This is a genomic window from Cupriavidus sp. D39 (assembly GCF_026627925.1).
Classification (GTDB): domain Bacteria; phylum Pseudomonadota; class Gammaproteobacteria; order Burkholderiales; family Burkholderiaceae; genus Cupriavidus; species Cupriavidus ulmosensis.
The window spans coordinates 3,830,568-3,844,874 of record NZ_JAPNLE010000009.1 but is presented as its reverse complement, the minus strand read 5'-3'; the positions used below and the strand labels follow the sequence as shown (position 1 = coordinate 3,844,874).

Annotated in this window: 18 protein-coding genes; 9 read left to right on the top strand and 9 right to left on the bottom strand. The window is 66.3% G+C overall.

All coding sequences use genetic code 11. The features are described 5' to 3' along the window. The first annotated feature begins 8 nt into the window (after window positions 1-8). The 3 genes from OMK73_RS30030 to OMK73_RS30020 all read left to right on the top strand — a co-directional run bounded on the left by OMK73_RS30030 (window position 9) and on the right by OMK73_RS30020 (window position 1,153). Window positions 9-587, top strand: coding sequence for a sigma-70 family RNA polymerase sigma factor (locus OMK73_RS30030; RefSeq protein WP_267605229.1), 579 nt, complete (start codon window positions 9-11; stop codon window positions 585-587). 114 nt (window positions 588-701) lie between these two features. Beyond that, complete coding sequence (locus OMK73_RS30025) at window positions 702-929, top strand: zf-HC2 domain-containing protein (RefSeq protein WP_267605228.1); 228 nt, start codon at window positions 702-704, stop codon at window positions 927-929. Continuing rightward, window positions 926-1,153 carry a cysteine-rich CWC family protein gene (locus tag OMK73_RS30020; protein WP_267605227.1) on the top strand — a complete coding sequence of 76 codons (228 nt, stop codon included), beginning with the start codon at window positions 926-928 and terminating at the stop codon, window positions 1,151-1,153. Before OMK73_RS30025 ends, OMK73_RS30020 begins: the two co-directional genes overlap by 4 nt. On the opposite strand, the gene OMK73_RS30015 is transcribed toward OMK73_RS30020, so the two are convergent. Continuing rightward, entirely contained in the window at window positions 1,154-1,666 is a 513-nt protein-coding gene (locus tag OMK73_RS30015; protein ID WP_267605226.1) for a DMT family transporter, read from the bottom strand. A gap of 93 nt (window positions 1,667-1,759) precedes the next feature. On the opposite strand from OMK73_RS30015, the gene OMK73_RS30010 reads away from it, so the two are divergent. After that, window positions 1,760-2,695, top strand: coding sequence for a LysR family transcriptional regulator (locus OMK73_RS30010; protein WP_267605225.1), 936 nt, complete (start codon window positions 1,760-1,762; stop codon window positions 2,693-2,695). A 27-nt stretch (window positions 2,696-2,722) separates the two neighbouring features. Here the strand turns inward: OMK73_RS30010 and OMK73_RS30005 are convergent, their stop codons facing one another. Further along, entirely contained in the window at window positions 2,723-3,202 is a 480-nt protein-coding gene (locus OMK73_RS30005) for a copper chaperone PCu(A)C (RefSeq protein ID WP_267605224.1), read from the bottom strand. 300 nt (window positions 3,203-3,502) lie between these two features. Here OMK73_RS30005 and OMK73_RS30000 point away from each other — a divergent pair, with 300 nt between their 5' ends. Together OMK73_RS30000 and OMK73_RS29995 are read left to right on the top strand one after the other, a co-directional pair. Continuing rightward, complete coding sequence (locus OMK73_RS30000) at window positions 3,503-4,825, top strand: ATP-binding protein (protein WP_267605223.1); 1,323 nt, start codon at window positions 3,503-3,505, stop codon at window positions 4,823-4,825. Continuing rightward, window positions 4,822-5,445 (top strand): response regulator transcription factor, encoded by a 624-nt coding sequence (locus OMK73_RS29995; RefSeq protein ID WP_267605222.1) that lies wholly within the window; start codon window positions 4,822-4,824, stop codon window positions 5,443-5,445. Before OMK73_RS30000 ends, OMK73_RS29995 begins: the two co-directional genes overlap by 4 nt. A gap of 34 nt (window positions 5,446-5,479) precedes the next feature. Here OMK73_RS29995 and OMK73_RS29990 read toward each other — a convergent pair whose 3' ends face one another. The 3 genes from OMK73_RS29990 to OMK73_RS29980 form a co-directional block, all read right to left on the bottom strand. Beyond that, window positions 5,480-5,776, bottom strand: a complete 297-nt coding sequence (locus OMK73_RS29990; RefSeq protein ID WP_267605221.1) for a hypothetical protein — start codon at window positions 5,774-5,776, stop codon at window positions 5,480-5,482. A gap of 184 nt (window positions 5,777-5,960) precedes the next feature. Continuing rightward, window positions 5,961-6,164 (bottom strand): CsbD family protein, encoded by a 204-nt coding sequence (locus OMK73_RS29985; protein ID WP_267605220.1) that lies wholly within the window; start codon window positions 6,162-6,164, stop codon window positions 5,961-5,963. 104 nt (window positions 6,165-6,268) lie between these two features. Further along, complete coding sequence (locus OMK73_RS29980) at window positions 6,269-6,850, bottom strand: hypothetical protein (RefSeq protein ID WP_267605219.1); 582 nt, start codon at window positions 6,848-6,850, stop codon at window positions 6,269-6,271. Between the two features lie 264 nt (window positions 6,851-7,114). Here OMK73_RS29980 and OMK73_RS29975 point away from each other — a divergent pair, with 264 nt between their 5' ends. Beyond that, complete coding sequence (locus OMK73_RS29975; protein WP_267605218.1) at window positions 7,115-7,666, top strand: YcnI family protein; 552 nt, start codon at window positions 7,115-7,117, stop codon at window positions 7,664-7,666. Window positions 7,667-7,762: 96 nt separating this feature from the next. Here OMK73_RS29975 and hslU read toward each other — a convergent pair whose 3' ends face one another. From hslU to OMK73_RS29955, 4 genes are all read right to left on the bottom strand, one after another. Further along, window positions 7,763-9,094: an ATP-dependent protease ATPase subunit HslU gene (gene hslU, locus OMK73_RS29970; RefSeq protein ID WP_267605217.1), complete on the bottom strand. Its 1,332-nt coding sequence runs from the start codon at window positions 9,092-9,094 to the stop codon at window positions 7,763-7,765. Between the two features lie 92 nt (window positions 9,095-9,186). Beyond that, window positions 9,187-9,723: an ATP-dependent protease subunit HslV gene (hslV, locus tag OMK73_RS29965; RefSeq protein ID WP_006162714.1), complete on the bottom strand. Its 537-nt coding sequence runs from the start codon at window positions 9,721-9,723 to the stop codon at window positions 9,187-9,189. A 238-nt stretch (window positions 9,724-9,961) separates the two neighbouring features. After that, a complete protein-coding gene (locus tag OMK73_RS29960) occupies window positions 9,962-10,948 on the bottom strand; it encodes a tripartite tricarboxylate transporter substrate-binding protein (RefSeq protein WP_267605216.1) in 987 nt (328 codons plus the stop codon). A gap of 328 nt (window positions 10,949-11,276) precedes the next feature. After that, on the bottom strand, window positions 11,277-12,176 hold the full coding sequence (locus OMK73_RS29955; RefSeq protein WP_267605215.1) for an alpha/beta fold hydrolase: 900 nt from the start codon (window positions 12,174-12,176) through the stop codon (window positions 11,277-11,279). 147 nt (window positions 12,177-12,323) lie between these two features. Between OMK73_RS29955 and OMK73_RS29950 the strand changes: the two genes are divergently transcribed. Both OMK73_RS29950 and OMK73_RS29945 read left to right on the top strand, forming a co-directional pair. Continuing rightward, window positions 12,324-12,845, top strand: a complete 522-nt coding sequence (locus OMK73_RS29950) for a Fur family transcriptional regulator (RefSeq protein ID WP_267605214.1) — start codon at window positions 12,324-12,326, stop codon at window positions 12,843-12,845. Window positions 12,846-12,946: 101 nt separating this feature from the next. Then, window positions 12,947-14,035, top strand: coding sequence for a CobW family GTP-binding protein (locus OMK73_RS29945; protein WP_267605213.1), 1,089 nt, complete (start codon window positions 12,947-12,949; stop codon window positions 14,033-14,035). The last annotated feature ends 272 nt before the right edge of the window (window positions 14,036-14,307 follow it).

Sequence of the window (14,307 nt, the reverse complement as noted above, 5' to 3'; positions counted from 1 at the left end):
GCAACACAATGAGCCTGCACCCCGACGATCTTAGCGCCCTGCGCCCCCATTTGCTGCGCTTCGCGCGCCTGCAGCTGCGTGACCAGGCACTGGCCGAGGATACCGTCTCCGACACCCTGGTGGCCGCGCTGGAGCACCCGGAGCGCTTTAGCGGGCAGTCCGCGCTGAAGACCTACCTGATCGGCATCCTCAAGCACAAGATCATCGATACGCTGCGCAGCGGCCGGCGCGAAGTGCGCCTGACGCTGGGCGGCGGCGACGACGATGGCGAGGCCCAGTCGGATATCGACGCCTTCGATGCCCTGTTCGCCAAGAATGGCCATTACCACACGCCGCCGTCCGACTGGGGCAACCCGGACCGCGCCCTGGAGCGCCGTGAGTTCTTCGAGATCCTGCAACTGTGCGTGGACAAGCTGCCCGCCAAGATCGGCCGGATTTTCATGATGCGGGAATGGCTGGAGCTGGAAACCGAAGAAATCTGTCAGGAACTGGAGATCACGACGACTAATGCTTGGGTCATGCTGTACCGGGCCCGCATGCGCCTGCGCGAGTGCCTGGAGCTGAACTGGTTCGGGCAGAAGGCGTGAGCGCCGGAACCTTGGCCTGAAGCTTGGCCTGAAGCTGGCCTGACCTTGTAAGCGGGCCGCGACAGCCAGGCAAGCTGCCACGGCCCAAAACCGCCTCTCGAACCAAAGGAAGCCATGCCTGATACGCCACCCCGCCGCCGGCTGCTGCCAAACTGCCGGGAGATCCACCACCTGACCATGGAAGGCATGGACCGGCCGCTGACCTGGATCGAGCGCGTGCGCATGCGCGGGCACATGGCGATTTGCGACGCCTGCACCAATTTTTCGGGCCAGATGCGGCTGATGCGCGCCGCCATGTCCCGGCTGGGCCAGGAAGACGAGCCACCCCGGGGCACGCCGTGAGCGATCCGGCCACGGTGCTGACGGGGCAACTGCGCCCGGTGGAGCATTGCAGCGCCTGCGGCGCCGGCTTTGTGTGCGGCTATGCCGCCGGCCTGCCGCACTGCTGGTGCGCCACCCAGCCGCTGCTGCCCGCCCGCCAGATCGTGCCGGGCCAGCACTGCCTCTGCCCCGCCTGCCTGGCGCGCCGCCGCAAGGATGGCGGCAACGCGCAAGCCGAAGGCTGATCAGTTCGCCGCCTGCGCCGGCACCGTGCTGGCCGCGCCCGCCCAGGCGAAATGCATCACCACCACCCCCAGCACCACCAGCGCAGCGCCGGCCAGGCGCCCCGGCGTCACGGCGCGGGCCGCGAAGCCCGCCAGGCCAAACTGGTCCAGCAGCAGCGCGCCCACCATCTGCCCCGCCACCACCGCCGCGATAAAGCCGCCGGCGCCCAGGCGCGGGGCCAGCACCAGTGCCACGGTAATGTAGAACACGCCCGCCACGCCGCCCGCCCACATCCAGGCCGGCCCGCCCGCCGCCAGCGAGGGCAGCGGAACCTTCAGCAGCCACAGCAGCGGCAGCACCACCGCCAGGCTGACCAGCAGCGAAACCACGGTGGCCCACAGCGGATGGCCCAGGCTGCGCCCGAGGGTGGCGTTGGCGCCGGCCTGGAAGGGAATCAGCGCCCCGGAAACAATGGCCACCAGGACGGGAACGAGGCCGGCAAGCGCCGGCGAAATGTTGTTGAGACCGGGCACCTAGGCATCTCCTGCAAAAAAATTTGATGCCTCAGTGTGAAATATTGCGCCGCGAATTACCAATTCTCGTTTCATAGCGTTAATATGCGCCGCATGAATGATCTCCGCGGTATCGACCTCAACCTGCTGGTGGTGCTGGAAGCCCTGCTGGCCGAACGACATATTTCGCGCGCCGCGCTGCGCCTGCACCTCAGCCAGCCTGCGGTGAGCCATGCGCTGGGCCGCCTGCGCCAGTTGCTGGATGACCCGCTGCTGGTGCGCGGCCAGGGCGGCCTGGTGCCGAGCGCGCGCGCACACGAACTGGCGGGCCCGCTGGCCGAGGCGCTGGCGCAGGTGCGCATCCTGCTGGGGCCGTCCGGCTTCCAGCCCGCCACGGCGCGCCGCAGCTTCCGCCTGGCCATGTCCGACTATGGCGCGATGGCGCTGCTCCCCGGGCTGCTGCGCGCGGTGCGCAAGATCGCCCCAGGCATCGACCTGGTGGTCAGCCAGGCCAGCCGCGAAGCCATGACCGCCAAGGTCGCGGATGGCGAGATCGACCTGGCGCTGGGCGTGTTCGGGCAGCCTCCGGAAGGCGTGCGCAGCACGGAGCTGTTCGAGGAAACCTATGCCTGCATGGTGGATGCGGCCACGGTGCGCGGCCTGGGCAAGCTTGACCAGGTGGCGTACCTGGCCCGCTCGCATGTGCTGGTGGCAGCCCACAGCGAGCGCGTGGATGCCATCGATGTCGCCGTGGCCAAGGTTGGCGGGCGGCGCAAGATTGCCTGCGTGCTGCCCCACTGGAGCGTGGCGCCAGCGCTGATCGCCGGCACCAACCTGGTCCTGACCACGGCGCGGCGCAGCCTGGCCGCCTTCGAGGAAGATCCGCGCTTCGCGGTGTTCGATCCGCCCTTCCCGCTGCCGGGCTTCGGCTTCAGCCTGATCTGGCACGACCGTACCGACGCCGATCCCGGCCATAGCTGGCTACGCGAGCGCGTGATCGCGGTGGCGGCCGGCGACGAGCCGGACGACGCGATCAGCCTGCGCAGCTAGGCAGACTGGCTGCCTGCCTTTAGCGCTTCAGTGCTTGTGGTCGCCGTGCGCGCCGGCGGCCGGCGCCGTGGCGGTGAGATCACGCACTTCGGCGTCGACCTTCTGCTCGATCACCTTGCCACCCTGCTCGATCTTGAGCGTCAGCGGCACGGTGTCGCCCTTCTTCAGCGGCGCCTTGAGGCCCATCAGCATCACGTGGTAGCCGCCCGGCTTGAGCTCGACGTCCTGCATGCGGGGCAGGTCGAGCGCGCCGATGGCGCGCATGCGCATCACGTTGCCATCCATCTTCATTTCATGCACTTCGGCCGTGGTTGCCGCTGGCGTGCTGACGCCGAGCAGCTTGGCGGGCTCGTGCGCATGCAGGGTCATGAAGACGCCGGTGGCGGTCTGCGCGGGCACGGTGCCGCGCGCCCAGGCGTTGCTGACGTCGACCTGGGCGAAAGCCGCGTTCGAGCACAGCGCGGCGAGCAGGGCGGCGGGCACCGCGGCGAGGAATCTGGCTTGCATCTGGACTATCTCCACTGAGATTCAAAGGACTGCACAAAAGAAACATTAGACCATGTCGACCCTGGCGACGTGAGCCGGGCAGCGCAATTCGGGTAGCCGGCCGGGCAGCTAACCTGCAGCGAACCGTTCAGTCTGGCAGCGCCGCTGGCGCCAACCAATGCGGCACGGTGTCGCACGCGACGGGCCGGGCGCCGGTCGTTGTTAAACTCGCGGCATGGATACCATCGCAGCCGTGCCGCCAGACACGGTCCCCTCCGCCCCGGCTCCGCCACGAGCATCGCCCCGGTCCGCCACAACCTGATGAGCCTGCGCCGCCTGTTCTGGCTGCGCTGGGCGTTGATGGGCGGGCAGTCGGTGCTGCTGGTGTCGTGCGAGTCCGTGGCCGGCGTGATCCTGCCGTACAGCCCGCTGCTGGCGATCCTCTCGCTGCAGGCGGTGTTCAACCTGCTGACCGGCCTGCGCCTGCGCATGCACGCCAGCCGCGGCAGCATGCCGAGCGACGCCGAGCTGATGGGCCAGCTGATGGTCGACCTGACGGCGCTGTCGGCCAACCTGTTCTTCACCGGCGGCGCGACCAACCCCTTTGTCTCGTTCTACCTGCCGGGCCTGGCGATTGCCGCCGCCATCCTGCCGTGGCGCAATGTGATCGCGCTCGCCGTCTACGCGATGGCCTGCTACAGCCTGATGCTGATCGAGTACGTGCCGCTGAACCTGCACAACCCGGACAACGCCATCAACTATCACCTGGCCGGCATGTGGCTCAACTTTGTCGCCAGCGCAACGATGATCGCGGTATTTGTGGCGCGCCTGTCCGGGGTGCTGCGCCAGCGCGACGCGGAGCTCAACCTGGCGCGTGAACAGTTGCTGCGCGACGCGCGCATCGAAGCGCTGAACGACCAGGCCGCCGCGGTCGCCCACGAGATCGGCACGCCGCTGGCCACGCTGGCGGTCATCGCGGGCGAGCTGCGCGCCGATGCCGCGGACCCGCGCCTGGCGGCCACGCAAGTGGCCGCCTACCTGCCGGACCTGCAGACCATGGAGCAGCAGCTCGAGCTGTGCAAATCGATCCTGGCCCGCCTGCGCGACGACCACGAGACCGCGGCGGCGCAGCGCATCGATGCCTGGCTGGACGCTTATGTGGAGCGCTGGCAATTGCGCCACCCCCATGCCCGGCTGGAAGCCAATGCCATCGGCGAAGCCGCCGCCCTGCCGGTGGAAGCCGCGCGCGTGGGGCAGATCCTGACGATCCTGCTGGACAACGCCGCGCGCAGCCAGCTGGCCGCGGGGCACGAACAGATACCGCTGCGCCTGGCCATCGCGCTGGAGGACAACCGCGCGCTGCCGACGCTGACGTTTCGCGTCACCGACCGCGGCCTGGGCATCCCCAAGTCTCAGCGCGCGCGCCTGGGCGAAGCACCGATGACCAGCATGCATGGCGGCCAGGGCATCGGCGTGTACCTGGCACAAAGCGCAGCCCTGCAGATGGGCGGCCGGCTGGCCTGGCACGACCACCACGAGGGCGGCACCGTGGCCGAGCTGCGCCTGCCCGCGCCCTCCCCGGCAGCCTTGCCGGCCGCTCCACCGTTTGCCTCACCCCTGACAACGACAACGAGCCCGCGATGACCGACGCCCACCATGATCCCGCCGCCGACGGCGCACAGCCCGGCGCCAGCGATGCCGCTCCATTCCTGGTCGTCGACGACGATGCCGTGTTCGCAGGCGCCCTGGCGCGCGCGCTGACGCGCCGCGGTTATGCGGTGCAGATCGCGCACAACCGCCAGCAGGCGCTTGCGCTCGCCGCGCAAACGCCGTTTGCCTATATCACGCTGGACCTGCACCTGAGCGCGCCGCCGGAAGCGGGCAGCACCGCGCCGGCCGAGTCAGGCCTGCAACTGGTCGCGCCGCTGCGTGCGGCATTGCCGTACGCGCGCATCCTGGTGCTGACAGGCTATGCGAGCATCGCCACCGCGGTGGCCGCGGTCAAGCATGGTGCCGATGAGTACCTGGCCAAGCCGGCCAATGTGGATTCGATCCTGACGGCGCTGATGGCCGGGGTATCGGAAGACGCGGCAGAAGCCGCCATGGAAGAGCCGGTGCCGCTATCGGTGGCGCGGCTGGAGTGGGAACACATCCAGCGGGTGCTGTCCGAGCACGAAGGCAATATCTCGGCTACCGCGCGCGCGCTCAATATGCATCGGCGCACGCTGCAGCGCAAACTGGGCAAGCGGCCGGTATCGCGGTAGGCGGTCCGTGCCTGAGAAACGCTCAGGCGCACCTTCAGAGGCGCAGTTGCACGTAGTCCCAGTCCAGATCGTTCTCCCGGCCGAGGGCTTGCTCGGCAACGCGCAGGGCGTCACTGGCATGGCGATCGGCGCGCGAGCCAAGATCGCCGGCCTGCACGGCCAGCTCCACCGCGGCTTGCGGCGTGATGCTGGTCAGCACGGCGGGCTTCGCCACAACGGGCGCGCTCGCCTGGCGCAGTACGGGCGCGGCCTCCGGGCGCACGCAGAGAAAGACGGTTGCCGCGGCAAGGCCACACAGCACGCCGAACGAGGACAGTAGCTCGCGTTTCATTTCGGTTCTCCTGCCTGGTTGGTGGTTGAGGGTGCGGGTTCGGAAAGCGGGTGCTAACCGGCCGGCTACGAGCTTTCGATCGTGCCGGCCGCCACTTTGGCATTGCATCGCAACACGCACCAGCGTGCTTACGAATGCTTACCTGTCTTACTCTTCTCTTTACCAGCGCGTCTTACCCGGTGCTTTACCAGCGGGAATCCCGCTCCCACGCCTTCATTTCCTCTTCCACGCGCTCCTTGGTGTAGCCGTAGCGCTCCTGGATCCGGCCGGCAAGCTGGTCGCGCTTGCCCTGGATCTGGGTAAGGTCGTCGTCCGTGAGCTTGCCCCACTTTTCCTTGACCTTACCCTTGGCCTGCTCCCACTTTCCTTCGATCTGATCCCAGTTCATGGGCGTTTCCTCTATCGTGGATGTGTGACGTGCTGAGTCGTGCTAAGTCAACGTGCTAAGTCAGCGTGCTGACTCAACGAATCGAGTCAGCGTACGAAGGCAAGTTACTTGGCGTACTTGGTCTTCACGTCGGCCTGGCACTTGCTCTTGGCATCGCCGGACATGGCATCGCACTTTTCCTTGTCAGCCTTGTAGGCGGCGTCCACGGTGTCCTTCTTGGCATCGGCACGCGCTTCGGCTACGTCGGTGCTGGTGCCGGTAGCGGCAGCCTTCTCGACCTTGGCCGAACCCAGGGCTTGCTCATGGGCAACCTTGGCTTCCTTCACGCACACGTCCTTGTCATTGCCCTTCCTGTCGTCGCACTTTTCCTTGGCCACGCTGTAGTCGGCATCGGCCTTGACCTTGTCCGCCTTGGCGCGCGCCTTGGCCGTGCCATCGCGGGTCGCTTCGGCGTTGGCCTTGGCCACGTCCTCGTCGCGCTTGGCTTCCTTCACGCAAACGTCCTTGGCATTGGCCTTGAGGCTGTCGCACTGGGCACGGGCGGCCTTGTAGTCGGCGTTAGCGGTCTTCACGGCCGCGTCGTAGTCCGCCTTGGAACCTGCGGGTGCGGCATGCGCCAGCGTGAAGGCGGCGGGACCGGCAAACATCATCGAACACACTGCTGCGCTCAGCCATTTCTTCATCATGTCGTGCTCCTATTTCAGTGGCGGAATACTGTGGAGGGCGGTCTCGCTGTTGGGCTCCTGCCCGGTGCGATCCGCGTTTGCCCACACCGTAGGTACAGAGTACGCATGGGCACCTCCTACAATCAGGCGTCACGCTCCGAAAGCTACGTAAGACAATTCCGACATGATTTGCGGGGCACACCACGCCGTGGCCCTGCGGCCCTGCGCCGCAGGGCCAGCGACGGCCTTCGGCGCTAGACTGGCGCGCTTCCCAGGAGAATCGACATGACCGCATCCCGCCTGCTGCCCGCAATGACCATCGCGCTGGCCTCGCTTGGCGCAAGCTGGACGCCCGCCGCGTTCGCCCACATCGTGTTCGAGCAGAAGACCGCGACAGCCGGCAGCTACTTCAAAGGCGCCCTGATGGTGGGCCATGGCTGCAACGGCAGCGCTACCCGCGCCATCACCGTGACCATCCCGGAAGGCGTGCAAGGCGCCCATCCGCAGCCCAAGGCGGGCTGGCAACTGGAAGTGAAACGCGCGCCACTGGCCAAGCCCTATGCCTCGCACGGCAAGACCGTGAGCGAGGACGTGCGCACGCTGCGCTGGTTTGCCGGCTCGCTGGCCGACGCGCATTTCGATGAATTCGTGATGCTGATGAAGCTGCCGGAGCAGGCCGGCAAGCTGTATTTCCCGGTGGTGCAGGAGTGCGAGGACGGCCGTGCCGAGTGGACGCAGATCCCCGCGGATGGCCAGAGCCTGCGCGAGCTGAAGACGCCGGCGGCGGAACTGGAACTGACCGCGCCGATGCCGGCGGGGCATGTGCACGCGCACTGAGCGGGCGCATGGCAAAACGACAAAGGGCGCACCGAAGTGCGCCCTTTGTCGTTGGATGCCGCCTGACAGACCTATGGCGGGCTAAGGCTTACACGCTTACAGCACGTAGCGCGACAGGTCTTCGTTGCCGGCGAGGTCGCCCAGGCGTTCGTCAACGTAAGCCGCGTCGATGATGACCCTCTCGCCCGATGACTTGGTGGCGTGGAAGGACAGGTCCTCGAGCAGCCGCTCCATCACCGTGTACAAGCGGCGCGCGCCGATGTTCTCGACCTTCTCGTTGACCGAGAAAGCGATCTCGGCCAGCCGGCGGATGCCGTCCGGCGCGAACACCAGCTCGACCTGCTCGGTGCTCAGCAACGCCTGGTACTGCTTGGTCAGGCTGGCATCGGTCTGGGTCAGGATGGCTTCGAAGTCGGAGACCGACAGCGATTCCAGCTCGACCCGAATCGGGAAGCGGCCCTGCAGCTCCGGGATCAGGTCGCTGGGCTTGGACAGGTGGAACGCACCCGAGGCAATGAACAGGATGTGGTCGGTCTTGATCATGCCGTATTTGGTGTTGACCGTGGTGCCCTCGACCAGCGGCAGCAGATCGCGCTGCACGCCCTGGCGCGACACTTCGCCGCCGCCCAGTTCGCTGCGGCTGGCGATCTTGTCGATCTCGTCCAGGAACACGATGCCGTTCTGCTCGACGTTGGCCACTGCCTTGTGCTTGACCTCCTCGTCATTGAGCAGCTTGGCGGCTTCCTCGTCGATCAGCAGCTTGAAGGCTTCGTGCACCTTCATCTTGCGGCGCGCCTTCTTGCCCTGGCCCAGGCCGGCAAACATGGTGCGGATCTGCTCGGTCATGTCTTCCATGCCCGGGGGACCCATGATGTCCATGTTCGGCGAGCCGGCGGCAACCTCGAGCTCGATTTCCTTGTCGTCGAGCTGGCCTTCGCGCAACTTCTTGCGGAACACCTGGCGCGTGTTGGAATCCTTTTCCTCGGGCTGGTTGAAGCCGATATCGCGCGGCGGCGGCAGCAGCACGTCGAGCAGGCGGTCCTCTGCGGCTTCCTCGGCCTTGGTGCGCACCTTCTTCATTTCGGACTCGCGCGCCTGCTTGACCGCCATCTCGGCAAGGTCGCGCACGATGGTGTCCACATCGCGGCCGACGTAGCCCACCTCGGTGAACTTGGTGGCCTCGATCTTGATGAACGGCGCATCGGCCAGCTTGGCCAGGCGGCGCGCGATCTCGGTCTTGCCGACACCGGTCGGCCCGATCATCAGGATGTTCTTGGGCGTGATTTCCTGGCGCAGGGGTTCTTCCACCTGCTGGCGGCGCCAGCGATTGCGCAGCGCAACCGCTACCGCTTTCTTGGCCTTGTTCTGGCCGATGATGTGCTTGTCGAGTTCGGAAACAATTTCCGACGGGGTCATGGTATGCGACATGGTATCCGTTCAGAGGAAGACGACGGACCGGAGCGGTGCGGCATCCGGGCCCAGGCAGCCGCGCGTCAGGCTTTTGCGCGGCCGGCCGACGCTCATTCCAGCGTCTCGATGACGAAATTGGTGTTGGTGTAGATGCAGAGCTCGCCGGCAATGCCCAGCGACTTCTCGACGATGTCCTTGGGCGAAAGCTCGGTGTTCTCCACCAGCGCCTTGGCGGCCGACTGGGCATAAGCGCCGCCCGAGCCGATCGCGGCCACGCCGCCTTCGGGGTCAAGCACATCGCCATTGCCGGTGATCACCAGCGTGGTGTCGCGGTCGGCGGTGATCAGCATGGCCTCGAGCCGGCGCAGCGCGCGGTCCGAGCGCCAGTCCTTGGCGAGGTCGACGGCGGCGCGGGTCAGGTTGCCCTGGTACTTCTCCAGCTTGGCCTCGAAGCGGTCGAGCAGCGAGAAGGCATCAGCGGTGCTGCCGGCGAAGCCAACCAGTACCTTGCCGTTATAGATGCGGCGCACCTTGCGGGCGGTGCCCTTCATCACAATATTGCCGAGTGTGACCTGGCCGTCACCGCCGACTGCAACCTGGTTGCCGCGCCGGACGCTGACGATGGTAGTGCCGTGATACTGTTCCATGATGGCTTCGCAAGAATATGTCAGGGAGGTAGGTGGCGACGGGTGCGGTGAATTCAAGGGCCACCGCAAGCGGCCCACCGTGCGCATCCCTGCCGGACCGAAGGCAATCAAACCAATATAGACGAGGTGGCTGCCGCCGCGCGCGCCCCCTCAAGAAACAAAAAGGCCACGCATTGCGCGTAGCCTTTTCGCCATCCGCGGGCAGGCGCCCGCGGACGAGCCGTTCTTTTGCGTCCGGTCAGTCGGCGTACACGCCGGCCTTCTTGATCACCGGGGTCCACTTGCCGATTTCCCCGGCCAGGAAGACCTTCAGCGATTCCGGCGTGGCGCGCTGCGCGGGCACGGCTTCGGCGCCCAGCTCAGCCATCTTGGCGCGGAAGTTCGGATCCGTCACTGCCTTTTGCAGCGCTGCCGAGAGCTTGTCCACCACCGGCTTGGGCGTGCCCTTGGGCGCGTACATGGCATGCCAGATCTTCACTTCGACACCCGGCAGGCCTTGCTCGGCGGCCGTCGGGATGTCCTTGAAGGCTTCCACGCGGCGGTTCTGCATGGCCGCATACGGCTTGAGAGACCCCGCCTTGAGCTGGCCGGCGATATTGGTGGTCTGGTCGCACATCAGGTTGACCTGGCCGCCCAGGATATCGGTCAGCGCCGGCGCCGTGCCCTTGTAGGGCACCGTGGTCAGCTCGGTCTGGATGGCGCTCTGGAACAGCAGGCCGCACAGGTGCGAGGCCGAGCCGATGCCGGCGTTGGCCAGCGACAGCTTGGCGGCATTGGCCTTGATATAGGGGACCAGGTCCTTGAAGTTGGCGGGCGGCAGGTTCTTGTTGCCAACCATCACCATCGGCACGTCGGCGATCTCGCCCACGGTCTCAAAGTCCTTGAGCGGGTCGAAGCCGAGGTTGCGGTACAGGGCCGGCGCCGTCGACATGCCGATATGGTGGATCAGGATGGTGTAGCCGTCGCCCTTGGACTGCGCGACCTTCTTGGCGCCGATGGTGCCGCCAGCGCCGCCCAGGTTCTCGATCACCATCGTGGTACCCAGGTGCTTGGACATGATCATGACCAGCTCGCGCGAGACCTTGTCGGTCGGGCCGCCTGCGGCAAACGGCACCACCACCGATACCGGCTTGCTGCCTGGGAATTCCTGTGCCTGCGCGCCCGCATGCACTCCCATTACGCCGACCGTCAGCGCGGCAGCCACAAACTGTGCAACTCGTTTCATGCTATCTCCTGGATACCCTTCTATTCCCGTCCCGACACTGCCCCGGCCGGAGTGGCGCGCCCTGTCGGGCGCTGCCATTCCTGCGCTGCCGGCCCGATCCGGGCGGCAGCGCCGACCATGACGCGGGCACAGCGCATACGGCCGCCGCGGCTTGGGCCGCGCGACCGGAGCGCAATGCTATCAATGTCGAAAAGTGGCAAATATCCGGAATAACCCGCTAAGACATTTCTTCGCAAAATCACGCCAAATGTATCGAACTCGCCGCAGCCCGCGGGAATCGGGAGGCAACAGGACAGCAACAAGACAACAACAGGAGACCAGCAGAAGATCAGCAGAAGAAGCCGAGCATTTCCTCCTGCAGCACCTCGGGGGCCTCCTCCGGGATGTAATGCCCACAAGGCACCGCGCGGCCGCTGACCTCGCTCGCCACCTCCTGCCACAGCGACAGCGGCTCGAAACAGCGGGCCACCACACCGTGCTCTCCCCACAGCACGCGTAGCGGGCAATCCAGCCTGCGGCCATCGGCGCGGTCCGCGCGGTCATGGTCCAGGTCGATGGTGGCCGCCGCGCGGTAGTCCTCGCACATCGCGTGCACGTGGGCCGGATCGCGCATGGCGGCGGTATATGCGGCCATCGCGTCGGGGGCGAACGGGCTCAGCCCGGCGTGGCGCAGGCCCATCAGCCTGCTGAGGTAGAACTCGGGCTCCGCATTGATCAGCGTTTCCGGGAACGGCGCCGGCTGGATCAGGAAGAACCAGTGCCAGTAGGCGGCGGCAAACGCCATGCTGGTGCGCTCGTACATGGCCAGCGTGGGCGCGATGTCCAGCAGCATGGCGCGCGTGACCCGGCCCGGATGGTCCGCGATCAGTCTGTGCGCCACGCGCGCGCCGCGGTCGTGGGCGCATAGCGCGAAGCGGTCGAAACCCAGCTGCGCCATCACCGCCACCTGGTCCTGCGCCATCGCGCGCTTGCTGTAGTTCTCGTGGCCGGCGTTGCCCGGTGGCGTGCTGCTGCCGCCGTAGCCGCGCAGGTCGGTGGCGATCACGGTAAAACGGTCGGCCAGCGCCGGCGCCACCTTGTGCCAGATCAGGTGGCTCTGCGGATGGCCGTGCAGCAATAACAAGGGCGGCCCGGAGCCGCCGCGCACGCCGGCGATCCCCACGTCGCCGATGTGCAGGCGAATGGACTCGAAATTGGGAAACAGCAGGGCGCTGGCGTCGTTCTGCATGGGGTGTCTCCTCGCGTCTCGGGGGCCTGCTGGCGATGATAGACGCAAAGCGAGAGCGCGACGGGACGCACGCCGCGCATGGCAGCCAGGGCAACGAGTTGACGCAACTGAATTGCATCACCCGGGGCGCTATGGTTAAATCGGTCCATGAGCAGCAGCCCCTCCCCCACCCAGGCCATGCCGGCATCCGCCATGTCCCCCGCGCCGGCTACCCTGGACGCCGCCCACGAACGCCTGCGCGAACTGGGCGCCCGTGTGACCCAGCCGCGCCTTGGCATCCTGGCCTGCCTGATGGAAAGCCATGAACCGCTGACCCACCAAGCCGTGATCGACCGCATGCCGGCCGATGGCGAAGCGATCGACCGCGTGACCGTGTACCGCGTGCTCGACTGGCTGGTCGAGCAAGGGTTGGCCCAGAAACGGGCCGGCCACGACCGCGTCTTCCGCTTCAGCCTGGTCGAGCACGAGGCAGCGCGCGCCCAGGTGCACCGGCAGCACAGCCACTTCCATTGCAACCGCTGCGACCGCACTTTCTGCCTGGACGGCGTCAGCGCGCCGGCGCAAGCCGCGCCCAAGGTGCCAAGCGGCTTTGCCGTGGAGCATGTGGAGCTGACCGTAAACGGCGTTTGTGCCGAATGCGGCGCACGCACCCATGGCAAGCACGGCTGAGCGAAGGCCCCGCCCGCGCGCTATATGAACGAACAAGTTATCCAAACACCACTTACCCCGCGTACGACAGGCCAAAGCGGTATCCCTTCCCGGAGAAAACAATGTCCAAACTGATCCCGGTCACGATCCTGACCGGCTTCCTCGGCAGCGGCAAGACCACCCTGCTCAAGCGCATCCTGAGCGAGCAGCACGGCATGAAGATCGCCGTGATCGAAAACGAGTTCGGCGAAGAGAACATCGACAACGAGATCCTGGTGCAGGATGGCCGCGAGCAGATCGTGCAGATGAGCAACGGCTGCATCTGCTGCACCATCCGCGGCGACCTGGTGGCGGCGCTGTCGCAGCTGATGACCCGGCGCGACGCCGGCGAGATCGATTTCGACCGCGTCGTGATCGAAACCACCGGCGTGGCCAACCCCGGCCCCGTGGCCCAGACCTTCTTCATGGACGACGAGATCGCCCAGCGCTACCTGCTGGACGCCGTGATCACCCTGGTGGACGCCAAGCACGCCAACCGGCAGCTCGACAAGCAGGAAGAAGCGCAGCGCCAGGTTGGCTTTGCCGACGCCATCTTCATCACCAAGGCGGACCTGGTGCCGGAGGGCGGGATCAAAGACCTGCGCCACCGCCTGCTGCACATGAACCCGCGCGCGCCCGTGCGCACGGCGCATTTCGGCGAAGCGCCGATAGACACAATCTTTGACCTTCGGGGCTTCAACCTGAACGAAAAGCTGGAAATCGACCCGGATTTCCTGCGTGCCGAGGCCGAAGAGCACGATCACGACCACGCGCACGAACACGCCCATGGCGACCATTGCGAGGATGACTGCGGCCATGACCAGCACGATCACGGCCATGGTCACAAGCACGACCACCACCACCACCACCACCACACCGACCGCATCGGCTCGTTCGTCTTCCGCAGCGAAAAACCCTTCAATTACGCCAAGCTGGAGGAATTCCTGTCCGGCATCCTGTCGGTCTACGGGGAACACCTGCTGCGTTACAAAGGCGTACTCTATATGGACGCGGTGGACCGGAAAGTGGTCTTCCAGGGTGTGCATCAGTTGATGGGCAGCGATATCGGCGCCAAATGGGGCGATGAAACCCCCGGCACCAAGATGGTCTTCATTGGCGTGGACCTGCCCAAGGACGCCATCCTGAAGGGCCTCGCCACCTGCCTGGCCTGAAGCCGACGGGCAGCGCCGCCCCCCTGCCCCCCTCGTCGGAGGGGGCTGGGATATCAGGGAAAACTCCCCGCTTTTCTCCCATATCTCCAAATTTTTTGTTCAAGTACAATAGGCTGGATTTAGTGCGGGTAACGTAGCCTTTTGTCCTTTGGCGACGGCACCCGCAATGCAGGACGGCGGTCGTCGTCAGCATGAGGCGGGCTGCCGGCAGGTGCGGTCGCAGTGCTTCATGCGGAGACCGCCCTCCGCTTGGGGCACCCGTCACGCGCCGT

Excerpts from the sequence above, each read along its gene's own strand:
- hslU (WP_267605217.1), bottom strand. The coding sequence starts at position 9,094 with ATGTCGCATACCATGACCCCGTCGGAAATTGTTTCCGAACTCGACAAG.
- OMK73_RS29990 (WP_267605221.1), bottom strand. The coding sequence starts at position 5,776 with ATGAAACGCGAGCTACTGTCCTCGTTCGGCGTGCTGTGTGGCCTTGCC.
- hslV (WP_006162714.1), bottom strand. The coding sequence starts at position 9,723 with ATGGAACAGTATCACGGCACTACCATCGTCAGCGTCCGGCGCGGCAAC.
- OMK73_RS29945 (WP_267605213.1), top strand. The coding sequence starts at position 12,947 with ATGTCCAAACTGATCCCGGTCACGATCCTGACCGGCTTCCTCGGCAGC.
- OMK73_RS30030 (WP_267605229.1), top strand. The coding sequence starts at position 9 with ATGAGCCTGCACCCCGACGATCTTAGCGCCCTGCGCCCCCATTTGCTG.
- OMK73_RS30010 (WP_267605225.1), top strand. The coding sequence starts at position 1,760 with ATGAATGATCTCCGCGGTATCGACCTCAACCTGCTGGTGGTGCTGGAA.
- OMK73_RS30000 (WP_267605223.1), top strand. The coding sequence starts at position 3,503 with ATGAGCCTGCGCCGCCTGTTCTGGCTGCGCTGGGCGTTGATGGGCGGG.
- OMK73_RS29980 (WP_267605219.1), bottom strand. The coding sequence starts at position 6,850 with ATGATGAAGAAATGGCTGAGCGCAGCAGTGTGTTCGATGATGTTTGCC.
- OMK73_RS29955 (WP_267605215.1), bottom strand. The coding sequence starts at position 12,176 with ATGCAGAACGACGCCAGCGCCCTGCTGTTTCCCAATTTCGAGTCCATT.
- OMK73_RS30005 (WP_267605224.1), bottom strand. The coding sequence starts at position 3,202 with ATGCAAGCCAGATTCCTCGCCGCGGTGCCCGCCGCCCTGCTCGCCGCG.
- OMK73_RS29995 (WP_267605222.1), top strand. The coding sequence starts at position 4,822 with ATGACCGACGCCCACCATGATCCCGCCGCCGACGGCGCACAGCCCGGC.
- OMK73_RS29985 (WP_267605220.1), bottom strand. The coding sequence starts at position 6,164 with ATGAACTGGGATCAGATCGAAGGAAAGTGGGAGCAGGCCAAGGGTAAG.
- OMK73_RS29960 (WP_267605216.1), bottom strand. The coding sequence starts at position 10,948 with ATGAAACGAGTTGCACAGTTTGTGGCTGCCGCGCTGACGGTCGGCGTA.
- OMK73_RS30025 (WP_267605228.1), top strand. The coding sequence starts at position 702 with ATGCCTGATACGCCACCCCGCCGCCGGCTGCTGCCAAACTGCCGGGAG.
- OMK73_RS29975 (WP_267605218.1), top strand. The coding sequence starts at position 7,115 with ATGACCGCATCCCGCCTGCTGCCCGCAATGACCATCGCGCTGGCCTCG.
- OMK73_RS29950 (WP_267605214.1), top strand. The coding sequence starts at position 12,324 with ATGAGCAGCAGCCCCTCCCCCACCCAGGCCATGCCGGCATCCGCCATG.